19 protein-coding genes and 5 tRNA genes are annotated in these 19,785 nt (G+C 62.9%); 21 read left to right on the plus strand and 3 right to left on the minus strand.

Features of this window, described 5'->3' with window-relative positions:
• The first annotated feature begins 1 nt into the window (after position 1).
• The 11 genes from alaS to ABD847_RS09220 all read left to right on the plus strand — a co-directional run bounded on the left by alaS (position 2) and on the right by ABD847_RS09220 (position 8,251).
• Positions 2-2,626 (plus strand): alanine--tRNA ligase, encoded by a 2,625-nt coding sequence (alaS, locus tag ABD847_RS09170; RefSeq protein WP_345012221.1) that lies wholly within the window; start codon positions 2-4, stop codon positions 2,624-2,626.
• A 20-nt stretch (positions 2,627-2,646) separates the two neighbouring features.
• Complete coding sequence (locus tag ABD847_RS09175) at positions 2,647-3,891, plus strand: aspartate kinase (protein ID WP_345012223.1); 1,245 nt, start codon at positions 2,647-2,649, stop codon at positions 3,889-3,891.
• An 84-nt stretch (positions 3,892-3,975) separates the two neighbouring features.
• On the plus strand, positions 3,976-4,173 hold the full coding sequence (csrA, locus tag ABD847_RS09180; RefSeq protein ID WP_345012225.1) for a carbon storage regulator CsrA: 198 nt from the start codon (positions 3,976-3,978) through the stop codon (positions 4,171-4,173).
• 169 nt (positions 4,174-4,342) lie between these two features.
• Positions 4,343-4,435 (plus strand) — tRNA-Ser (locus ABD847_RS09185).
• Between the two features lie 4 nt (positions 4,436-4,439).
• Positions 4,440-4,516: transfer RNA gene (locus tag ABD847_RS09190), tRNA-Arg, on the plus strand.
• A gap of 28 nt (positions 4,517-4,544) precedes the next feature.
• Positions 4,545-4,621 (plus strand) — tRNA-Arg (locus tag ABD847_RS09195).
• 30 nt (positions 4,622-4,651) lie between these two features.
• Positions 4,652-4,728: transfer RNA gene (locus ABD847_RS09200), tRNA-Arg, on the plus strand.
• A gap of 30 nt (positions 4,729-4,758) precedes the next feature.
• A tRNA-Arg gene (locus ABD847_RS09205) sits at positions 4,759-4,835 on the plus strand.
• Positions 4,836-5,031: 196 nt separating this feature from the next.
• On the plus strand, positions 5,032-5,271 hold the full coding sequence (locus ABD847_RS09210) for an OadG family protein (protein WP_345012227.1): 240 nt from the start codon (positions 5,032-5,034) through the stop codon (positions 5,269-5,271).
• Positions 5,272-5,314: 43 nt separating this feature from the next.
• Entirely contained in the window at positions 5,315-7,108 is a 1,794-nt protein-coding gene (oadA, locus tag ABD847_RS09215; protein ID WP_345012229.1) for a sodium-extruding oxaloacetate decarboxylase subunit alpha, read from the plus strand.
• Between the two features lie 12 nt (positions 7,109-7,120).
• Positions 7,121-8,251, plus strand: a complete 1,131-nt coding sequence (locus tag ABD847_RS09220) for a sodium ion-translocating decarboxylase subunit beta (RefSeq protein ID WP_425568448.1) — start codon at positions 7,121-7,123, stop codon at positions 8,249-8,251.
• Positions 8,252-8,323: 72 nt separating this feature from the next.
• On the opposite strand, the gene ABD847_RS09225 is transcribed toward ABD847_RS09220, so the two are convergent.
• On the minus strand, positions 8,324-9,193 hold the full coding sequence (locus tag ABD847_RS09225; protein WP_345012231.1) for a Tim44 domain-containing protein: 870 nt from the start codon (positions 9,191-9,193) through the stop codon (positions 8,324-8,326).
• 217 nt (positions 9,194-9,410) lie between these two features.
• Between ABD847_RS09225 and dnaB the strand changes: the two genes are divergently transcribed.
• The 3 genes from dnaB to ABD847_RS09240 are packed head-to-tail and all read left to right on the plus strand — an operon-like array spanning position 9,411 to position 12,315.
• Positions 9,411-10,805, plus strand: a complete 1,395-nt coding sequence (dnaB, locus tag ABD847_RS09230) for a replicative DNA helicase (RefSeq protein WP_345012233.1) — start codon at positions 9,411-9,413, stop codon at positions 10,803-10,805.
• A 9-nt stretch (positions 10,806-10,814) separates the two neighbouring features.
• Positions 10,815-11,888 (plus strand): alanine racemase, encoded by a 1,074-nt coding sequence (gene alr, locus ABD847_RS09235; protein ID WP_345012235.1) that lies wholly within the window; start codon positions 10,815-10,817, stop codon positions 11,886-11,888.
• Between the two features lies 1 nt (position 11,889).
• Positions 11,890-12,315 (plus strand): secondary thiamine-phosphate synthase enzyme YjbQ, encoded by a 426-nt coding sequence (locus ABD847_RS09240; RefSeq protein ID WP_345012237.1) that lies wholly within the window; start codon positions 11,890-11,892, stop codon positions 12,313-12,315.
• 48 nt (positions 12,316-12,363) lie between these two features.
• Here the strand turns inward: ABD847_RS09240 and ABD847_RS09245 are convergent, their stop codons facing one another.
• A complete protein-coding gene (locus tag ABD847_RS09245) occupies positions 12,364-12,615 on the minus strand; it encodes a hypothetical protein (protein ID WP_345012238.1) in 252 nt (83 codons plus the stop codon).
• A 58-nt stretch (positions 12,616-12,673) separates the two neighbouring features.
• Positions 12,674-13,135 carry a chemotaxis protein CheX gene (locus ABD847_RS09250; RefSeq protein WP_345012239.1) on the minus strand — a complete coding sequence of 154 codons (462 nt, stop codon included), beginning with the start codon at positions 13,133-13,135 and terminating at the stop codon, positions 12,674-12,676.
• 328 nt (positions 13,136-13,463) lie between these two features.
• On the opposite strand from ABD847_RS09250, the gene ABD847_RS09255 reads away from it, so the two are divergent.
• From ABD847_RS09255 to ABD847_RS09285, 7 genes are read left to right on the plus strand one after another with little or no spacing between them, the layout of a single operon-like run.
• The gene (locus ABD847_RS09255) at positions 13,464-14,405 is read left to right on the plus strand and encodes a YbgA family protein (RefSeq protein ID WP_345012240.1); all 942 of its coding nucleotides are present in this window, start codon (positions 13,464-13,466) and stop codon (positions 14,403-14,405) included.
• The gene (locus tag ABD847_RS09260) at positions 14,402-15,229 is read left to right on the plus strand and encodes a MerR family transcriptional regulator (protein ID WP_345012242.1); all 828 of its coding nucleotides are present in this window, start codon (positions 14,402-14,404) and stop codon (positions 15,227-15,229) included. Before ABD847_RS09255 ends, ABD847_RS09260 begins: the two co-directional genes overlap by 4 nt.
• 1 nt (position 15,230) lies before the next feature.
• Positions 15,231-16,643 carry a deoxyribodipyrimidine photo-lyase gene (gene phrB / locus ABD847_RS09265; protein WP_345012245.1) on the plus strand — a complete coding sequence of 471 codons (1,413 nt, stop codon included), beginning with the start codon at positions 15,231-15,233 and terminating at the stop codon, positions 16,641-16,643.
• Between the two features lie 3 nt (positions 16,644-16,646).
• Positions 16,647-17,081 (plus strand): nuclear transport factor 2 family protein, encoded by a 435-nt coding sequence (locus tag ABD847_RS09270; RefSeq protein ID WP_345012247.1) that lies wholly within the window; start codon positions 16,647-16,649, stop codon positions 17,079-17,081.
• Entirely contained in the window at positions 17,078-17,812 is a 735-nt protein-coding gene (locus ABD847_RS09275; RefSeq protein WP_345012249.1) for an SDR family NAD(P)-dependent oxidoreductase, read from the plus strand. Before ABD847_RS09270 ends, ABD847_RS09275 begins: the two co-directional genes overlap by 4 nt.
• On the plus strand, positions 17,809-19,053 hold the full coding sequence (locus ABD847_RS09280; RefSeq protein WP_345012251.1) for an NAD(P)/FAD-dependent oxidoreductase: 1,245 nt from the start codon (positions 17,809-17,811) through the stop codon (positions 19,051-19,053). The genes ABD847_RS09275 and ABD847_RS09280 overlap by 4 nt, the downstream gene beginning before the upstream one ends.
• Positions 19,050-19,784, plus strand: a complete 735-nt coding sequence (locus tag ABD847_RS09285; RefSeq protein ID WP_345012253.1) for a DUF1365 domain-containing protein — start codon at positions 19,050-19,052, stop codon at positions 19,782-19,784. Before ABD847_RS09280 ends, ABD847_RS09285 begins: the two co-directional genes overlap by 4 nt.
• Position 19,785 lies beyond the last annotated feature (1 nt).

Here is a 19,785-nt window from a genome sequence, read left to right on the forward strand (position 1 = left end):
CATGTACATGTCCACATCAGAGATACGCACGGCGTTTCTCGAGTATTTCCGCTCTCAAGGCCACCAGGTGGTGTCCTCCAGCTCCCTGGTTCCCCATAACGATCCCACGCTGCTGTTCACCAATGCCGGTATGAACCAGTTCAAGGATGTGTTCCTGGGCAGTGATACCCGTAACTACAGCCGCGCCACCACGGCCCAGCGCTGCGTGCGGGCCGGCGGTAAGCACAATGACCTGGATAATGTGGGCTACACGGCCCGCCACCATACCTTCTTCGAAATGCTGGGGAACTTCAGCTTTGGCGATTACTTCAAGCAGGATGCCATCCGCTTTGCTTGGGGCTTTCTGACCGAGGTGCTGCAGCTGCCGAAAGACAAGCTGCTGGTCACTGTCTATCAAACCGATGATGAGGCCTACGACATCTGGGCCAAGGAGATGGGCATCCCGGCCGAGCGCATCATCCGCATCGGCGATAACAAGGGGGCTCCCTATGCCTCCGACAACTTCTGGCAGATGGGGGATACGGGTCCTTGTGGTCCCTGCACCGAAATTTTCTACGACCACGGTGATCAGATCTGGGGTGGCCCTCCTGGCTCTGCTGAAGAAGATGGCGATCGCTTCATCGAGATCTGGAACGTGGTGTTCATGCAGTTCAACCGTCAGGCGGATGGCACCCTGGAGCCCTTGCCCAAGCCGTCGGTAGATACCGGCATGGGGATTGAGCGGATTGCCGCCATCATGCAAGGCGTGCACTCCAACTACGAGATCGATATCTTCCAGCGCCTGATCAAGGTGGTGGCCGAGATCACGGGTACCCAGGATCTGGAGAACAAGTCCCTGCGGGTCATCGCCGACCACATCCGTTCCTGCTCCTTCCTGATCGCCGACGGTGTCATGCCGTCCAACGAAGGCCGTGGCTACGTGCTGCGCCGCATCATCCGCCGCGCCGCCCGTCATGGTCGGCTGCTGGGGGCAAAGGAGTCCTTCTTCTTCCGATTGGTGGGTACCCTGGCCGAGCTGATGGGGGATGCCTATCCGGAACTCAAGAGCCAGCAGCCGGTGGTGGAGCGGGTGCTCAAGCAGGAAGAGGAACAGTTCAGCCGCACCCTGGACCGTGGCCTGGCGTTGCTGGAAGAGGCCCTGCAAAGTCTTGGTGATAGCAAGCAGATCCCTGGCGAGTTGGTGTTCAAACTGTACGATACCTATGGCTTCCCCGCGGATCTGACCGCGGATGTGGTACGGGATCGCGGTTATGACATCGACGAGGCGGGTTTCGAGCGAGAGATGGAGAAGCAGCGGGAACGCGCCAAGGGCGCATCCGCCTTCACCGTGGATTACAACAAGCAGCTGAAGATCGACCACAGCAGTGAGTTTGTCGGTTACGACCAGCTGCAGGGCGAGAGCCAGATCACCGCCATCTATGTGGGGGATCAGGCCGTTTCCGAACTCAAGGCCGGTGATGAAGCCATGATAGTGCTGGCGACCACCCCCTTCTATGCCGAGTCCGGCGGCCAGGTGGGCGATGCGGGTCTGTTGCAGCATGGCGATAGTCTGTTTGCCGTTTGCGATACCCAAAAGCTCGGCGGTGCCGTGGTGCACAAGGGCTATGTGGAAGTGGGTCAGTTTGCCGTGGGTCAGTCAGTGCTGGCCAGCGTGGACGGTGAGCGCCGCCTGGCGACGGCGGCCCATCACTCCGTCACTCACCTACTGCATGCCGCCTTGCGGCAGACGCTGGGCGAACACGTGACTCAGAAGGGGTCACAAGTGGGGCCTGATCGGCTGCGCTTTGACTTCTCCCACTTCGAACCCATGACCAATGGCACCATCCGACGCGTGGAAGAGCTGGTGAACGCCCAGATCCGTGCCAACGCGCCGGTACAAACCCAACTCATGGCGCTGGACGATGCCAAGCAGGTGGGGGCCATGGCGCTGTTTGGTGAGAAGTACGAGGACGAAGTTCGGGTGGTTAACATGGGCGAGTTCTCCACCGAGCTGTGTGGTGGGACCCATGCCCAGCGTACCGGTGACATCGGCTTCTTCAAGATCATCTCTGAAAGCGGGGTGGCGGCGGGCATCCGTCGGATTGAGGCCGTGGCCGGTCAGGCGGCCATTGAATATATGCATCAGCTGGGCGAGCAGATCGATGCCGCTGCCGAGTTGGTGAAGGGCGATCAGTTCTCTATCGCCACCCGGGTGCGTCAGTTTATGGAGCGGACCCGTCTGCTGGAGCGTGAGCTGGAGGCGGCCAAGAGCAAGCTGGCTGCCCAGGCGGGTGCCGGTCTGCTGGGACAGGTCATGTCCATCAACGGCCAGAAGGTGCTGGTGGCGGAGCTGGACGGCATCGACGCTAAGTCTTTGCGCACGACCCTGGACGATCTTAAAAACCGCCTGCAATCCGGCGTCCTGCTGCTGGCGACCGTCAGTGACGGCAAGGTCAGCCTGATTGCTGGTGTGACGGCCGATTTGACCGGCAAGGTCAAGGCGGGTGAGCTGGTGAACCTGGTGGCTTCCCAAGTGGGTGGCAAGGGCGGTGGCCGCCCTGACATGGCCCAGGCGGGGGGTACCCAACCCGAGGCGCTGCCGGCGGCCCTGGCCAGCGTACAACCCTGGCTGGAAGAACGTCTGTAAACACGGCGGAAGGAGAGTCCATGGCCCTGCTGGTACTGAAATTTGGTGGCACCTCGGTAGGCAGTCTCGAGCGAATCGAGGCGGTGGCGCGACGGGTGTGTACCTTGCAGCAGATGGGGCATCGGTTGGTGGTAGTGGTCTCGGCCATGTCGGGCGAGACCAACCGCTTGCTGGGGCTGGCGCGAGGGCTGGATCTGGATGCCTCGCCCGAAGAGATGGATGTCCTGCTGGCCACCGGTGAGCAGGTTACCATTGGTCTGCTGGCCATCGCCCTGCGTAAGCTGGGCTGCGCTGCGCGCTCCTTCACCGGTGAGCAGGCCGGGATCCACACAGATGCCAGTCACGCCAAGGCACGGATCCTGACCATTGATGAGCAGCCGCTGCAACAGTGCCTGGCGACCGGCCAGGTGGCTGTGGTGGCCGGATTTCAGGGGCGCGGCCCGGATGGCCGCATCACCACCCTGGGCCGTGGGGGCTCGGATACCACGGCGGTGGCACTGGCGGCCGCCCTTAAGGCCGACGAGTGCCAGATCTTCACCGATGTGGATGGCGTCTACACCACGGATCCCCGCATCGAGCCCAAGGCGCGCCGCCTGCCTCGTATCACCTTCGAGGAGATGCTGGAGCTGGCCAGCCTGGGAGCCAAGGTATTGCAGATCCGCTCGGTGGAATTTGCCGGTAAATATCGGGTGCCCTTGCGGGTGTTGTCGAGCTTCGATGAGGGTGAGGGCACCCTGATCACCTATGGAGAACCAAGCATGGAATCACCCCTCGTCTCTGGTATCGCCTTCAGCCGCCAGGAGGCCAGCCTCACCATATTGGGTGTGCCGGACAAACCTAGCGTGGCGGCGCAGATCCTGGGCCCCATCAGCGATGCCAATATCGATGTCGACATGATAGTGCAGAACACCCTGGGCGATGGGACGGCGGACTTTACCTTCACCGTTAACCGGGAAGAGTTTCGCCGTGCCCGTACCCTGCTGGAGCAGGTGGCCGATGAGCTGGGGGCCGATTGTGTGCAAACCAACGAGACCATGGCCAAGGTGTCCATCGTGGGCCTGGGGATGTGGAATCATCCCGGAGTGGCGCGGACCATGTTCGAGTGTCTGGGCCGGGAGGGGATCAACATGCAGCTGATTGCCACCTCGGAGATTAAGATTTCCGTGGCCATCGATGAGAAGTACCTGGAGCTGGCGGTGCGCGCCCTGCATGATGCCTTTGGGCTGGCGCAAGGCGCCGATGTCTCTGGGATGAACAATAATTAACAAGCAGGTTCTTATATTTTTCCTGCATTTAGTCGATAATGACGGTTCAATTTGTCTGAATGGTCAGAACAAAGGAGTGAGCGAATGCTTATTTTGACTCGCCGGGTGGGTGAAACCCTGATGATCGGTGACGAAGTGACGGTGACTGTCCTGGGTGTGAAGGGCAATCAGGTGCGGATCGGTGTGAATGCTCCCAAGGAAGTATCGGTACACCGGGAAGAGATCTATATGCGCATCCAAGCCGAAAAAGGCGACGAGTTGCCGCAAGGCGAACAGTATTGAGAAAGGGCGACGTTATGTCGCCTTTTTGTTTTTTAGCGCACCCAATCGGCTTGAACACCCTGATTTGTTTAAGCAAACAGCTATCTGACTATTTGCTGCGCGAACGGTTGGGGTGGGGGAAAAAGTGTTTGACTTATTTTTCCTGCAAAGTAATATCTGCCCCCGCAACGGTGAGGTGGCCGAGAGGCTGAAGGCACGCCCCTGCTAAGGGCGCATGCGGTTTATAGCCGCATCGAGGGTTCGAATCCCTCCCTCACCGCCATTACGCGCCCGTAGCTCAGCTGGATAGAGTACCTGGCTACGAACCAGGTGGTCAGAGGTTCGAATCCTCTCGGGCGCGCCATCTACAAGCTGTTACACTTATCGATACTGCGCCCGTAGCTCAGCTGGATAGAGTACCTGGCTACGAACCAGGTGGTCAGAGGTTCGAATCCTCTCGGGCGCGCCATCTTATCTTTCAGTGTTACCAAAATATCCTGCGCCCGTAGCTCAGCTGGATAGAGTACCTGGCTACGAACCAGGTGGTCAGAGGTTCGAATCCTCTCGGGCGCGCCATCTTGTCTTTTAGTGTTATCAAAATATCCCGCGCCCGTAGCTCAGCTGGATAGAGTACCTGGCTACGAACCAGGTGGTCAGAGGTTCGAATCCTCTCGGGCGCGCCATTTCCTTCTGTCTTTCTTCCTGTTCCTGCGATTCCCTGTGCCTGACCATCGGGCGCTTCTGTGCGTCAGATCCCGCCTTGCTATCTTCACCTGGCCCCCTGTGAGCCATGACCACTTTTTGGTCACGGGATCCGGTTACAGTAGACCTGTTTTGCATGAGTCTTTCATCGATTATCCAAGACAGGGAGTCTACGACATGGATATCTCAGCCATGCTGCTCGAGGCATTCAAGCTGCTCATCATTGGCATGGGTTTCGTGTATCTGTTGCTGGGGATCATGGTGGGTGCGGTCAATCTATTGGCCCGTTTTGCCGCCGAACCTACCTCAGCACAGTCTCAACCCAATGCCGTTGGTCATGTCCCACATACCGCCGATCTGGACCCGCAGTTGGTGGCCGCCATCAGCACTGCCGTGCATCAACACCGCCGCCAGTAACTCTGAATCCCTATGCGTTGGATAAAGCTACAGGAGAACAATCATGACTAAGCCTTTGGCCATCACAGAAGTGGTTCTGCGCGATGCCCACCAATCCTTGCTGGCCACCCGGTTGCGGGTCGAGGACATGTTGCCCATCGCAGAGAAACTCGATCAGGTGGGTTACTGGTCTATCGAGAGCTGGGGTGGGGCCACCTTTGATGCCTGTATCCGCTTCTTGGGGGAGGATCCCTGGGAGCGTCTGCGCCTGCTGAAGAAGGCCATGCCCAATACGCCGCATCAGATGCTGCTGCGGGGGCAGAACCTGTTGGGCTATCGCCACTACGCCGACGACCTGGTGCGCAAGTTCGTGGAGCGGGCCCATGACAATGGCATGGATGTGTTTCGCATCTTCGATGCGATGAATGACGTGCGGAACCTGCAAACGGCGGTGGAGTCGGCAGTCTCAGTCGGCGCCCACGCCCAAGGCACCATCTGCTACACCACCAGTCCAGTGCACGAATTGTCCATGTGGGTCGACATGGCCAAACGGTTGCAGGACATGGGATGTCATTCCCTGTGTATCAAGGATATGTCCGGTCTGTTGCGTCCCTACGAAGCCGAGAACCTGATCAAGGCGCTCAAGGCGGAAGTGGATCTGCCGTTGGCGCTGCATTGTCATGCCACTACGGGCTTGAGTCTGGCGACCCATATGAAGGCCATCGACGCAGGCATCGATATTCTGGATACCGCCATCTCCACCATGAGCATGACCTATGGCCATTCGCCCACCGAAACCGTGGTGGCCATGGTGGAGGAGAGTGAGCATGCCACCGGACTGGATCTCAAGCTGCTGGAAGAGATCGCCATCTACTTCCGGGATGTGCGCAAGAAGTACGCCAAGTTCGAAGGCAGCATGAAGGGTATCGATTCGCGCATTCTGCTGGCCCAGGTGCCAGGCGGCATGCTTACCAACCTGGAGAGCCAGCTCAAGCAACAAGGTGCCGGCGACCGGATGGATGAGGTGTTGCAAGAGATACCGCGGGTTCGGGCAGATCTGGGCTACATCCCCCTGGTTACCCCCACCTCCCAGATAGTGGGTACTCAGGCGGTGATGAATGTGTTGCTGGGCGAGCGCTACAAGAGCATTGCCAAGGAGACCGCAGGCATCCTCAAGGGCGAGTATGGCGCCACCCCGGCACCTGTGGATGGGGCCTTGCAGGCCAGGGTGCTGGAGGGCGCGGCCCCCATCAGCTGTCGACCGGCGGATCTGCTGCCGCCGGAGCAAGAGGCACTGGCGGCTGAATTGCGACAGAAGGCCGGAGATGCGGGCCTGGATGTGGCTGCGCTGACGGTGGACGATCTGCTCACCTATGCCCTCTTCCCACAGGTGGGGCTCAAATTCCTGGCTAACCGTGGCAACGCGGACGCCTTTGAGCCGGCACCCGGTAGCGAACCGGAGGACATTGATGTGGTTGTCCCGCCGATGGCCAGCCCCGTGCGTACCGGCCCGCAGGCCTATGATGTCCGGGTCAATGGCCAGCTGTATCAGGTGGAGGTGGCCGAGTCCGGCCAGATCAGCCAGATAGTACCGGCGACGGCGGCACCCTCACCGGCGCCAGTCACGCCCGTGACCAGCAGCCAGGCTGAGCCGGTGAAAGCCCCCTTGTCGGGCACCATCTTCAAGGTGCTGGTGAGTGCCGGTCAGGCGGTAAAAGAAGGCCAGGTCATGTTGGTGATGGAGGCCATGAAGATGGAGACCGAGATCCGGGCTGCCCGGGATGGCGTGGTCTCTGGCGTGGTGGTGAAGAACGGCGATGCCGTCGGTGCAGGTGATAGCCTGCTGTTGCTGGGGTAAGGGAGTAGCGACATGGATGGTTTGATGACCCTCTGGCTGGACACGGGTCTGGCCAATTTTACCTTGGGGCAGATCTGCATGATGGCTGTGGGGGGGCTGCTGCTCTATCTGGCCATAGTGCGGGGGTTTGAACCCTTGCTGCTGGTGCCCATTGGCTTTGGTGCCGTGCTGTCCAATATCCCCAATGCCGGCTTTACCGAGCCCGGTGGCCTGCTCTATTACGTCTACCACGTGGGGATCGAGTCCGGGGTCTTCCCCTTGCTGATCTTCATGGGGGTCGGCGCCCTGACGGACTTTGGGGCCTTGATCGCCAATCCCAAGACATTACTGCTGGGGGCGGCGGCTCAGTTTGGCATCTTCGCCACCCTGATGGGGGCCGTGCTGTTGAATCTGGTGCCGGGCTTCGAGTTTACCCTCAAGGAGGCGGCTTCCATCGCCATCATTGGTGGGGCGGACGGCCCGACGGCCATCTTCCTGTCATCCCGTCTGGCGCCAGATCTGCTGGGGGCCATCGCGGTGGCGGCCTACTCCTATATGGCCCTGGTACCCATCATTCAGCCGCCCATCATGCGGGCGCTGACCACGGTGGAGGAGCGCAAGATCGTCATGGCCCAGCTGCGCCCGGTGAGCAAGAAGGAGAAGGTGCTGTTTCCCCTGATGGTGCTGCTGTTGACCGTCTTGTTCCTGCCGGCCTCCACCCCCCTGGTGGGCATGTTCTGCCTGGGTAACCTGATGCGGGAGTGTGGCGTGGTGGAGCGTCTGTCCAAGACGGCGCAGAACGAGCTCATCAACATAGTCACCATCTTCCTGGGGTTGGGCGTCGGTTCCAAACTCTCTGCCGACAAGTTCCTGCACCTGGAAACCCTGGGGATCCTGGTGCTGGGGGCCATCGCCTTTGGCATAGGGACGGCAGGCGGTGTCTTGATGGCCAAGCTGCTCAATCGCTTCAGCAAGGAGCCCATCAACCCGCTGATCGGGGCTGCCGGGGTCTCGGCAGTTCCCATGGCCGCCCGGGTAGCCAACAAGGTGGGGCAAGAAGTCAATCACCAGAACTTCCTGTTGATGCATGCCATGGGACCCAATGTGGCGGGGGTGCTGGGCTCGGCGGTGGCCGCCGGGGTGTTGCTGGCGCTGCTCAAGTGAGCCATTCCCCTCGATAACAAAACGGCGCCCAAAGGCGCCGTTTCTATGTTGGGGCTCGTGGTTACTACGGGCTTATGCCTCCTCCAGCCCGACGATGATCCAGGGGCGACCGGGCTCGTCCAGACGGCGCTCCAGGTGCCAGATTTCCTGGATGGGGAACTCCTGCTGGCTTTGACCATCCCGATAGCGGCCGCTGAAGCGGACACTCAGCTCGGCTTGCTGACTGTCGTATTGCGCACGCACCAGCTCGGCATCGACAAACTGCACCTCGGTGAACTGTTCACCCGGGTGCTGGGCTCGCTCGGCCTGCAGGGCGGCCAGCAGCTCGGGGCTGACGTACTCGGCGATCTTGGCCAGATCATTTTTGTTCCAGGCTTGTTGCAGCTGGCGATAGTGATCCCGCGCCTCGTTGACGAAGGCTTGGGCATCAAAGCCAGGCGGCAGCTCGAAGGGCACGCCATCCTGTGTGGTGGTGCCGCCGGCCGCGGTCTGATTGGACTCGAAAGACTGTGAATGTGCCGGTTCAAAAGACTGGGGTTGGCCAAAGGAGCCGGCTGGAGCGCCATAGGCCGGGCTCATGGCCTGCTGCCGCTTCTGGGTCATGCTGCGGAACAGCTTGAACAGCACGAAGGCGATACCCGCCATCAACAGCATGTCCATGATTTGCAGACCTTCGAAGGCGCCGCTGCCCAGCAGCCAGGCGAACAGGCCGCCGGCCAGCAGGCCGCCCAACAGACCGCCCATCAGACCAGACTTGTTGCGCTGCGGCGCGACAGTGGGCTTGCTGCTGTTGACCGTTTGAGCTTTGGGCTGACTCGGCGCGGTGCGGTAACTCTTGCCGAATGACTTGCTGCCGCCGAACTTGGCGGCCTCCGCCGTGGTGGCCAGGCCCAGGGAGAGGGTGACCAGCAGGACGGCGACAAGGGAAAACCATTTTTTCATCTTCATGATCCCAAGTGTAAGGTGAGACTCCATCCTAGAGGCCCTCGGCAGCAAGTCAATTCCGTTTGTCTGGCATACAACAATCGATAAAACCGAGCAATAGTAGATAAACCGTCGGAATACCCGGATTACTTGGCGGGGAAATGGGCACATCATCTTTTGCTCAGCGGCGCAAAAATGCCGATAATGAGCACCCGATTTTTCTTTGGTACCTGTCATGGCTGAACCCTCCAAAACCCGGACCGACGCCCGTGTCGAACAGCTCAAGCTGCCGCCGCACTCCTTCGAGGCGGAACAGTCCGTGCTGGGTGGCCTGTTGCTGGACAACCAGGCCTGGGATCGGGTGGCCGAGCGGGTGGTGGAGCAGGATTTCTACAGCCGGCCCCATCGGCTGATCTTCGCCGCCATGACACGATTGGCGGAGCGGGGCCATCCGCTGGATCTCATCACCCTGCAGGAGGCGCTGGAAAATCACGAGCAGCTGGCCGAGGTGGGGGGCTTTGCCTATCTTGTTGAGATCGCCAAGAACACCCCCAGCGCCGCCAACATCGCCGCCTATGCCGACATAGTACGGGAGCGGGCCGTGGTGCGGGAGATGATCTCGGTGGCCCACGAGATCGCCGAGGCCGGTTTCGATCCCCAGGGGCGCAATGCCGCCGACCTGCTGGATCTGGCCGAGAGCAAGGTGTTCAAGATCGCCGAGCAGCGGGCCAGCGAATCGGAAGGCCCTCAGTCCTTGCGGGTGGTACTGGAGAAAACCGTCGACAAGATTGAGGAGCTGTTCCGTCAGCCCCACAACGGCGTCACCGGGGTCTCCTCCGGCTATACGGATCTGGACAAGATGACCGCCGGCTTCCAATCCTCGGATCTCATCATAGTGGCCGCCCGTCCCTCCATGGGGAAGACCACCTTCGCCATGAACCTGTGCGAGCACGCCGCCCTGACCTCCGACAAGCCGGTGCTGATCTTCTCCCTGGAAATGCCCTCCGAGCAGATCATCATGCGTATGCTGGCCTCCTTGGGCCGGATCGAGCAGAACCGGGTGCGGACCGGTCAGCTGGACGACGACGACTGGGGACGGCTCTCCTCCACCATGGGCATGCTGCTGGAGCGGGGCAAGATGTACATCGATGACTCCTCCGGCCTGACTCCCACCGAGCTGCGCTCCCGGGCCCGCCGGGTGGCGCGGGAGCATGGGGGCTTAAGCATGATCATGATCGACTACCTGCAACTGATGCGGGTGCCCTCCCTCTCCGATAACCGGACCCTGGAAATTGCCGAAATTTCCCGCTCCCTCAAGGCGTTGGCCAAGGAGCTGCAGGTGCCCGTCATCGCCCTGTCCCAGCTCAACCGGAGTCTGGAGCAACGGGCGGACAAGCGCCCGGTCAACTCGGATCTTCGCGAATCCGGCTCCATCGAGCAGGACGCTGACCTCATCATGTTCATCTACCGCGATGAGGTCTATCACGATGACAGTCCCGACAAGGGGATTGCCGAAATCATCATAGGTAAGCAGCGTAACGGCCCCATCGGTCGGGTGCGCCTGACCTTCCAGGGCCAGTTCTCCCGTTTCGACAACTACGCCGGCCCGGCTTACGACGACGACTACTAAGGACGTAACATGAAGGTGGCCACCGCCCAGGTCCACACTCAGGCCCTGCAGCACAACCTGCAGGTGGTTCAGCAATGCTGTCCGCACGCCAAGCTGATGGCGGTGGTCAAGGCCAACGGCTATGGCCATGGCCTGCTCAAGGTGGCACAGACCCTCAAGGCGGCGGACGGTTATGCCGTGGCGCGCATCGAAGAGGCGCTGATGCTGCGCAGCGGTGGCATCGTCAAGCCGGTGCTGCTGCTCGAAGGCTTCTTCAGCCCGGAGGACTTGCCGGTGCTGGCGGCCAACAACCTGCAGACGGCGGTGCATTCCTGGGAGCAGCTTGAGGCCCTGGAGCAGGCCGAACTGCCCCATCCCCTGACCATCTGGGTCAAGCTGGATACCGGCATGCATCGGCTGGGGGTGCGCCCCGAAGAGGCCGAGGCCTTCTGTGCCCGGCTGGCCCGCTGTGCCAACGTGCGCCAGCCCTTCAACCTGATGACCCACTTCGCCTGCGCCGACGAGCTGGACAGCCCGGTGACGCCGCAACAGATTGCCCTGTTCAAGCGCTTGACCCAGGGGCTCGGCGGCCAGTGCACCCTGGCCAGCTCGGCCGGCATTCTGGCCTGGCCCGCTGCCCATGCCGACTGGGTACGGCCCGGCATCATGCTCTATGGCGTGTCGCCCTTTGCCGACAAGACGGGGGCCGAGCACGGCTTGCAGCCGGTGATGACCCTAAAGAGTGGCCTCATCGCGGTGCGTGAGCTCAAGGCCGGTGAGTCGGTGGGTTATGGCGGTCACTGGACCAGCCCGCGGGATACCCGTCTGGGGGTGGTGGCGGTGGGCTACGGTGATGGTTATCCGCGTAATGCGCCCAACGGCACACCGGTGTGGCTCAACGGCCGGCGGGTACCGGTGGTGGGGCGGGTTTCCATGGACATGATGACGGTGGAACTGGGCCCCGAGGCCCAGGACAAGGTGGGTGATGAGGTGATCCTGTGGGGCGCCCAGCTGCCGGTGGAAGAGGTGGCGCGCTATATCGGCACCATTCCCTACGAGCTGGTCACCAAGCTCACCCCCCGGGTGCAGGTGGAGTACTGCTAGCATGTGGCTCTCCCGGCAACTGAGCCTGCGGCCCCGGGCCCGGGGCTTTCACCTGGTCACCGACGAGATAGTGCAGCAGTTGCCTGAGTTAACAAGCCTGCGGGTGGGGCTGGTGCAGCTGCACCTGTTGCACACCTCGGCATCCCTGACCCTCAATGAAAACTGTGACCCGGATGTTCGCCACGACCTGGCAGGCTTTCTGACCCGATTGGTGCCTGAGAGCGCCTCCTACTATCGCCATGTGCTGGAAGGCGCCGATGACATGCCGGCGCACATTCTCGCGTCCTTGCTGGGGGTCTCTGTGATGTTGCCCATCAGTGAGGGCCGACTGGCGTTGGGCACCTGGCAGGGCATCTGGTTGGGGGAGCACAGGCTTGCGGGGGGCGCTCGGCGCCTGCAGGTGACTGTCCAGGGGGAGTTGCGCTAGCCAGACGCCGCCTGTTCCGGGTTGGACAAGGCGGCGGTTGTTCTCGACTTAGTGGCGTTGGGTCTCGTCGTCCGCCGGCAGCTGCTCGGGGTATTGATGACGCTCACCCTTGTAGAACTGCCAGCGCCATACCCCGGGGGTCCAATACAGATAGAGCCAGGGGGTCTGGGTCTTCCACTGGGGGAAGCTGATCTCCACGCTGTTGTCCTTGGCCTTGTACAGGGACGTCTTGATGTTGATGTTGGAGACGATGAGGGCCACCACCAGGGCGAGAAGTGACCACTTGATTAGCTTACCCATGGACAGACGGAGCTCCGTTGCTCAAAAAAGACTCCCGCAGAATACGGGCTAAGCGCCTTTATTCAAAGCAGATTTCGATGGTGGCCTTACCGTATTCGCACTCGAAAGGCATCATGATCTTGGTGCTGTCGGCCTTGTGGGCGATGGAGTGATTGGGGCCGGCCACCACCACGGGGGTGGCCATGTCGAAGTCGTAACCCTTCTCGCCAAGTATTCGTTTGGCGCCACCCGTCACCATGTTGGTGATTTCCCCCACCATGTCGGTGACTTCTTCATTGATGGTGCTGGGGGCCTCCCCCAGCATGCGGCGCATGATCTCCAGGGCCAGGCCCTTGTCGAAGCTGATGGAGAAGGAACCACGGGTCTGGGGGCCTACCATGCCGATGAGACCGGAGACATCACCCCGGGCCAGCTCATCACTCTTCTTGCGCGGGGCACCCGGCTTTAGTTCCAGCTGAGCCATGGTGTTCAAGACGTTCATCAATGAGATGAGAAACGGATTCACAAATTCTGCGCGCATGCTGGTTCCCTAAATCCTGATTGCTGGGCGAGTCCGAGGCGGGCCGGGTGAACGATTGATTTATGTTCGAAAAACACAGACTCGAACCCAAATTATACCGAAGTCTAACATATTCCGCCGCGCCGTCCTGTGACAACCCTCATTCTCCATTTCGCGCATCTTATCCAAGACAAAGGTGGCGTCCTGCGGCGAAAAGGTCAGCAGGATCGCGGAGCCAGGCTGGGGCGGCCAGGTCGTTTGGCGGGGACTCGCAACTTGAGTTAGTTGTACAACTTGCCTTTCTTTGTATAAGTGCTATAACCAAGATACTTATACAAGGAGATATACCATGTACAAGATAAAGGTGGGGATCAGCGCCTGTCTATTGGGCGCACCTGTGCGGTTCGATGGCGGTCACAAGCGCTCCTCCTTTTGCGAGCAGCAGTTGGGCGAGCATTTCGACTTTCATCCCGTGTGTCCCGAAATGGCCATCGGCCTGGGGGCGCCGCGGCCGGCCATCCGGCTGGTGAAGCGCGCGGGAGAAGTGCGTGCCGAGGCGAGCAACGGCAGCTTCGATGTCACCGAGCGGCTCATCGCCTTCAGCCAGCAGCAGGTGCGTGAGCTGGGCTTTCTCTCCGGCTACATACTGTGTGCCAAGTCCCCCAGCTGCGGCATGGAACGGGTCAAGGTCTACGGCGGTACCCAGGGCGCGGTCAAGGAAGGGGTGGGGTTGTATGCCCGCGCCCTGATGGATGCTCATCCGCTGCTGCCGGTGGAGGAGGAGGGCCGCCTCAACGATCCCCTGCTGCGGGAGAACTTTGTGCTGCGGGTGTTTGCCTATCACGACTGGCAGCAGCTGTGTCATGGCGGCCTGACGGCGGCACGCCTGCTGGAATTTCACTCCCGCTACAAATATCTGGTGCTCTGCCATGCGCCGGAGGCCTACCGCTCCCTGGGGCGCCTGCTGGGCCGTCTCAAGGGCCGTCCGTTGGAGCAGGTGGCTGATGAGTACATAGCGCGGCTGATGCCGGCCCTGACCCGCTGCGCCAGCCGCCGGGGTCACACCAATGTGTTGCAGCACCTGCAAGGCTACTTCAAGCGGTTCCTCTCTCCGGGGCAACGCCAGGAGCTGGCCGACACCATAGATAAGTACCGTCTCGGCCTGTTGCCGCTGCTGGTGCCCCTGACCCTGATCCGCCACTACTTGCGGGAACATCCCAATCCCTATCTGGAGCAGCAGGTCTACCTGAATCCGCATCCGGAGAGTCTCAAACTGAGGTATAGCCTGTGACCGAACCCCTCCTTTATCCCATCCGCGAGGTGGCTCGCCTGACCGGGGTCAACCCGGTCACCCTGCGGGCCTGGCAACGCCGTTATGGCCTGGTGGAGCCGGCCCGCACCGACAAGGGCCACCGTCTCTACAGCCAGCAGGATATCGAGCTGATCCGCCGCATACTGGCCTGGCTGGAGCTGGGGGTCAGCATAGGTCAGGTGCCTGCGTTGCTGGCGCAGCCGGCTTCGAGCCCGGCCGAGCCTGGGGATCACTGGCGGGATCGCATCGATGCGCTGGACGAGGCCTTGCTGGCCCTCAACCAGCGGCGGCTTGAGTCCTTATTGAGCGAGCTCAGCGCCAGTTATCCGTTGCCGCTGTGGCGCCGTCAGGTGCTGACTCCCTGGCTTGAGCGGCTGGCCCAGTTGCCGGAACGCCCGGATGGAGCGGCCCTGCAGGCCTTCGCGCTCCAGTTTCTCGAGCTCTACTTCGGCCGTCGGCTGGTGGCTCAGGACAAGGGGCGTCCCCTCACCCTGGCCGGGGCGGGACGACTGCCGCCGCTGGCCCTGGTGCTGACGGCGCTGGAGGCCCGTGAGGCCGGCTTTGCCGTGACCCTGCTGCGTCAGCTGTCGGTGCGGGAGGCGCGTCTGCTGGCGCCGCGCCTCAATGGCCCGCTGTTGGTGCTGCTGGGGGCCGGCCTGTCTGGTGAGCTGGGGGAACCCTGGCCCGACGGCACAGTACTGCTGGGCGAGCTGGCCCAGCTCTACGATGGCGCGAGCCTGGGGGCGCCGGTCTGCCAGAGCCTCACCGCCTGGCTGGCCCAGGTGGACGGCGAGGAGGCCTAAGATGCAACTGGTGTGGTTTCGTCAGGATCTGCGCCTCGTGGACCATCCGGCCCTGAGTGCCGCCGTGCGGCAGGCCCGGCAGCAAAACCAGACGGTCGAGGCGGTGTTCATCATCAGCCGTGCCCAGTGGCGGCGACACCAGATGGCCCAGGTGCGCGAGCGTTTCTTGCTGGCGCGGCTGAATGAGCTGGGGGCGGTCCTGGCCGAGCTGGGCATTCGGCTGCATCGGCTGGAGGTGGATTGGTTTGATGAGGTGCCGGCGGCGCTGGCGGCCCTGGTGCAGGCCCGGGGAGCCAGGGCCTTGCATGCCATTTCGGCCATTGAGGTCGATGAGCGCCGGCGCGATGCGGCGGTGAGCCGGCAACTGTCGGTGCCCTGCCACTTTGTGCCCGGTTGCTGCGTGCTACCGCCGGGCAGCGTGCTCACCGGCAAGGGGGAAGCCTTCAAGGTGTTCACCCCCTTCAGCCGGGCCTGGCTCAAGGCGCTGGCCGCCCAGGGCAGCACAGTGTTACCGCCGCCTGGGCCGGTGGCTGCGCCCCTGGGCTGGCAGCCGATGTCACTGCCGCGGCCCACGGCCCTGGAGGCCCGGGTGCTGGCGGACTGGCCGGTGGTGGAGGGGGCGGCCGAAGCGCGCCTGACGCAGTTTCTGGAGCGCGCCGTGCTCGACTACGAGTCACAGCGGGATCTGCCGGCCCGGGAGGGTACCGCGCGGCTGTCGGCCTATCTGGCAGCCGGCATCCTGAGTCCCCGGCAGTGTCTGGCGGCCCTGCAACAGCGGCTTGGCCGGCTGCCGTTTTCCCGGGGCGAGCCGGGCTTTGCCTGGCTCAATGAGCTCATCTGGCGGGAATTTTACCGGCACCTGCTGGTGCTGGAGCCCAGGCTGTCGATGGATCAGCCCTTCCAGTTGCACACCCGGGCACTGGCCTGGCGGCAGGATGAGGCCGCCTTCGCCGCCTGGTGCCAGGGGCGCACCGGTTACCCCATCGTCGATGCGGCCATGCGCTGCCTGAACCAGACCGGCTGGATGCACAACCGGCTGCGCATGATAGTGGCCAGCTTTCTGACCAAGGATCTGCACCTCTCCTGGCGGCAGGGAGAGGACTACTTCATGAGCCGGCTCGTCGACGGGGATCTGGCCGCCAACAACGGCGGCTGGCAGTGGGCGGCCGGCACCGGGGCCGATGCCGCGCCCTACTTTCGGGTCTTCAATCCCACCACCCAGGGGCAACGTTTCGATCCCAAGGGTGATTTCATCCGCCGCTGGCTCCCGGAGCTGGCCGCGGTGCCCGACGCTTACCTCCATACCCCCCACGACTGGCTGCGGATCAAGGGGCTGAGGGACTATCCGGCGCCCATGGTGGATCACGCCCTGGCGCGCCAGCAAGCCATCGCCATGTTCCAACAATTGGAGTGAACCATGGATCAGGATCCGCGCCTGGCGCGCGTCATCGACCTTTACCAACGACTGGATAGCGCGCACCTGCACCTGCTGGCGGATGTCTATGCCGAGACGGTGCTGTTCGAAGATCCGGCGCATCGTATCGAGGGCCGGCCAGCCCTCACCGCCTACTTCGCCCGGCTCTACCAGGCGGTGACCGACATCGAGTTTGCCATCGCCTCGGCGGAGATGGCCGGCGAGCATGGCTGGCTCAGCTGGACCATGACCCTGCGCCATCCGCGCCTGGCGGCCGGTGCCCCCGTGGCCGTGAGCGGCGCGACCCGGCTCACCTTCGATGGGGCCGGCCGGGTCAGCCACCACAGGGACTACTTCGATCTGGGGGCCCTATTGTATGAGCGGCTGCCGCTGCTGGGCCCCCTGGTGCGGGTGATCAAGGGGAGGTTCGGCGCATGATGCGGATACTCATCACGGGGGCCAGCTCCGGCATTGGCCTGCAACTGGCGCGCGACTATCTGGCTCAGGGGCATCAGGTCTGGGCCTGCGGACGGGACGCGGCGCGCCTGGCCCCCTTGCAGGCGCAGGGCGCCACCCTGCTGTGCTTTGACGGCCGGGATGCCGCGGCCTGTCATCAGGCGGCCGAGGGGGTACCGGCGCTGGATCTGGCGATCCTCAATGCCGGTACCTGCGAGTACCTCGATCATGCCCGGGCCTTTGACGGCGCCCTGTTCGCCCGGGTCATCGAGACCAATCTGATCGCCACCGGCCAGGTGTTGGCGGCCTTCTTGCCGCGCCTGGTGCGCGGTGGCCGCTTGGCCCTGGTGAGCTCGTCGGTCACCTGGTTGCCGCTGCCGCGGGCCGAAGCCTATGGCGCCTCCAAGGCGGCGCTGGATTATCTGGCGGCCAGCCTGCGGCTCGATCTGGCCCGGGAGGGCATAGCGGTGACCCTGGTGCGGCCCGGCTTTGTGGCCACCCCGCTGACCGCCCGCAACGATTTTCCCATGCCGGGGCTGCTGACGGTGGAGCAGGCCGCTCGCCGCATCCGTCACGGCCTGGCTCGCGGTCAGCTGGAAGTGCAGTTTCCGCGCCGCCTGATCTGGCCGCTGCGCCTGCTGGGGGCCCTGCCCAGCGGCCTGTGGCTGCGGCTGTGCCGTTTTTTGGTACCCATCAAGGACTCGACACCATGAAACAGATAGCGATCATCGGCTCCGGCATATCGGGCCTGACCCTGGGCCACCTGCTGCACCCGCATCATGCGGTCACCCTGTTTGAGGCTGCCCCCGTGCTCGGCGGTCACACCGCCACCGTGGACGTCACCCTGGCGGGGCACAGCTATGCCGTCGATACCGGCTTTATCGTCTTCAACGACCGCACCTACCCGCGCTTTGAGCGCCTGCTGGCCCGCATCGGCCTGGGCGCCAGGCCCACCCAGATGAGTTTCTCGGTGAGCACCCCCACTGGGTTTGAGTACAACGGCCACAATCTGGACAGCCTGTTTGCCCAGCGCAGCAACCTGTTGCGACCCCGGTTTTGGGGCTTGTTGCGGGAGATCTTGCGGTTTAACCGTGAGAGCAAGGCGGCTCTGGCCCGGGGGCCGGCGTTAGAGCAGACCCTGGGGGCCTTCTTGAGCGAGCAGGGCTTCTCCGACTACTTCGCCCGCCACTATATCCTGCCCATGGGGGCGGCCATCTGGTCATCCACCCTGGCGGACATGCGCGACTTCCCCCTGGGCTTCTTCCTGCGCTTCTTCGACCACCATGGCCTGCTGGAGGTGGATAACCGGCCCCAGTGGTACGTGATCCCCGGCGGTTCGCGGGAGTACATACCCCCGCTGATTGCGGGCTGGGCGGAGCGCATTCGCGTGGCGACTCCGGTGCTGGGGGTGCGGCGGGATGAGCCGGGGGTGAGTGTGCGTACCGCCGACGGCGTGGCGCGCTTTGACGAGGTGGTCTTTGCCTGCCACAGCGATCAGGCCCTGGCCCTGCTGGAAGACCCCAGCGCCGCCGAACGTGCCGTGCTGGGGGCCATGCCCTATCAGGCCAACGACGTCTGGTTGCACACCGACACCCGGTTGCTGCCCCGGCGGCCCAAGGCCTGGGCCAGCTGGAACTATCGGCTGGACGGTGATGAGACCCAGCGCCCCCTGGTGACCTACAACATGAATATCCTGCAGGGGATCACCGCTCCCCACACCTTCTGCGTCACCCTCAACCCGGGGGCGGCGGTGGATCCGGCCAAGGTGCTGCGGCGCTTTGTCTATCATCACCCCGTGTTCAACCTGGCCTCCCTGGCTGCCCAGGGACGGCGTAACGAGATCTGCGGCGTGCGCCACACCCATTTTTGCGGCGCCTACTGGTACAACGGGTTCCATGAGGACGGGGTGCGCAGTGCGCTGGATGTGGCCCAGCGCTTTGGAGGCCAGCTGTGAACAGTTCCCTGCTGGTGGGCCAGGTGCGCCATCGCCGCTTCGCCCCTAGGGCCCACCATTTCAGCTATGACCTCTACATGCTGGCCCTGGATCTGGACGAGCTGGATGAGCTCGACGAGGGCGGCCTGATGTGGGGCATCAACCGCCCGGCCCTGCTGGCGTTTCATCGCCGGGACTACCTGGGGGATCCGGCCGTGCCGCTCAAGGCGGCGGTCTGGCAGCGGGTGCATGAGCTGGGGGGCCAGGGGGAGGGGCGGGTGCTGTTTGTCGGCCATGGCCGCTGCCTCGGGCTCTACTTCAGCCCGGTGAACTTCTACTTCTGCTACGAGGGTGCCCGGGCGCGCTGGCTGCTGGCCGAGGTCTCCAACACCCCCTGGAACGAGCGCCATCACTACCTCATCGATCTGGCGGCACCCAGTCCCCAGGGCAAGGCGTTCCACGTCTCCCCCTTCATGTCCCTGGCGATGAACTATCACTGGCGGGTGCGGGCCCCCGAGGGGGGGCAGGGCGATCTGCTGGTGCATCTTGCAAGCCACCCCCAGGCGGGCGGCGGCAAGCTGTTTGATGCCACCCTGGCCCTGCGTGCCGAACCCTTGACCCGGCCTGGGCTGCGCCGCCTGTTGTGGCGCTGGCCCAGCATGACACTGACGGTGCTGCTGGGCATCTACTGGCACGCCCTGCGGCTATGGTTGAAACGTACCCCCTTTTATTCCCATCCGGAGACCCACTGAC

This window comes from Pseudaeromonas paramecii, assembly GCF_039540575.1.
Lineage (GTDB): Bacteria > Pseudomonadota > Gammaproteobacteria > Enterobacterales > Aeromonadaceae > Pseudaeromonas > Pseudaeromonas paramecii.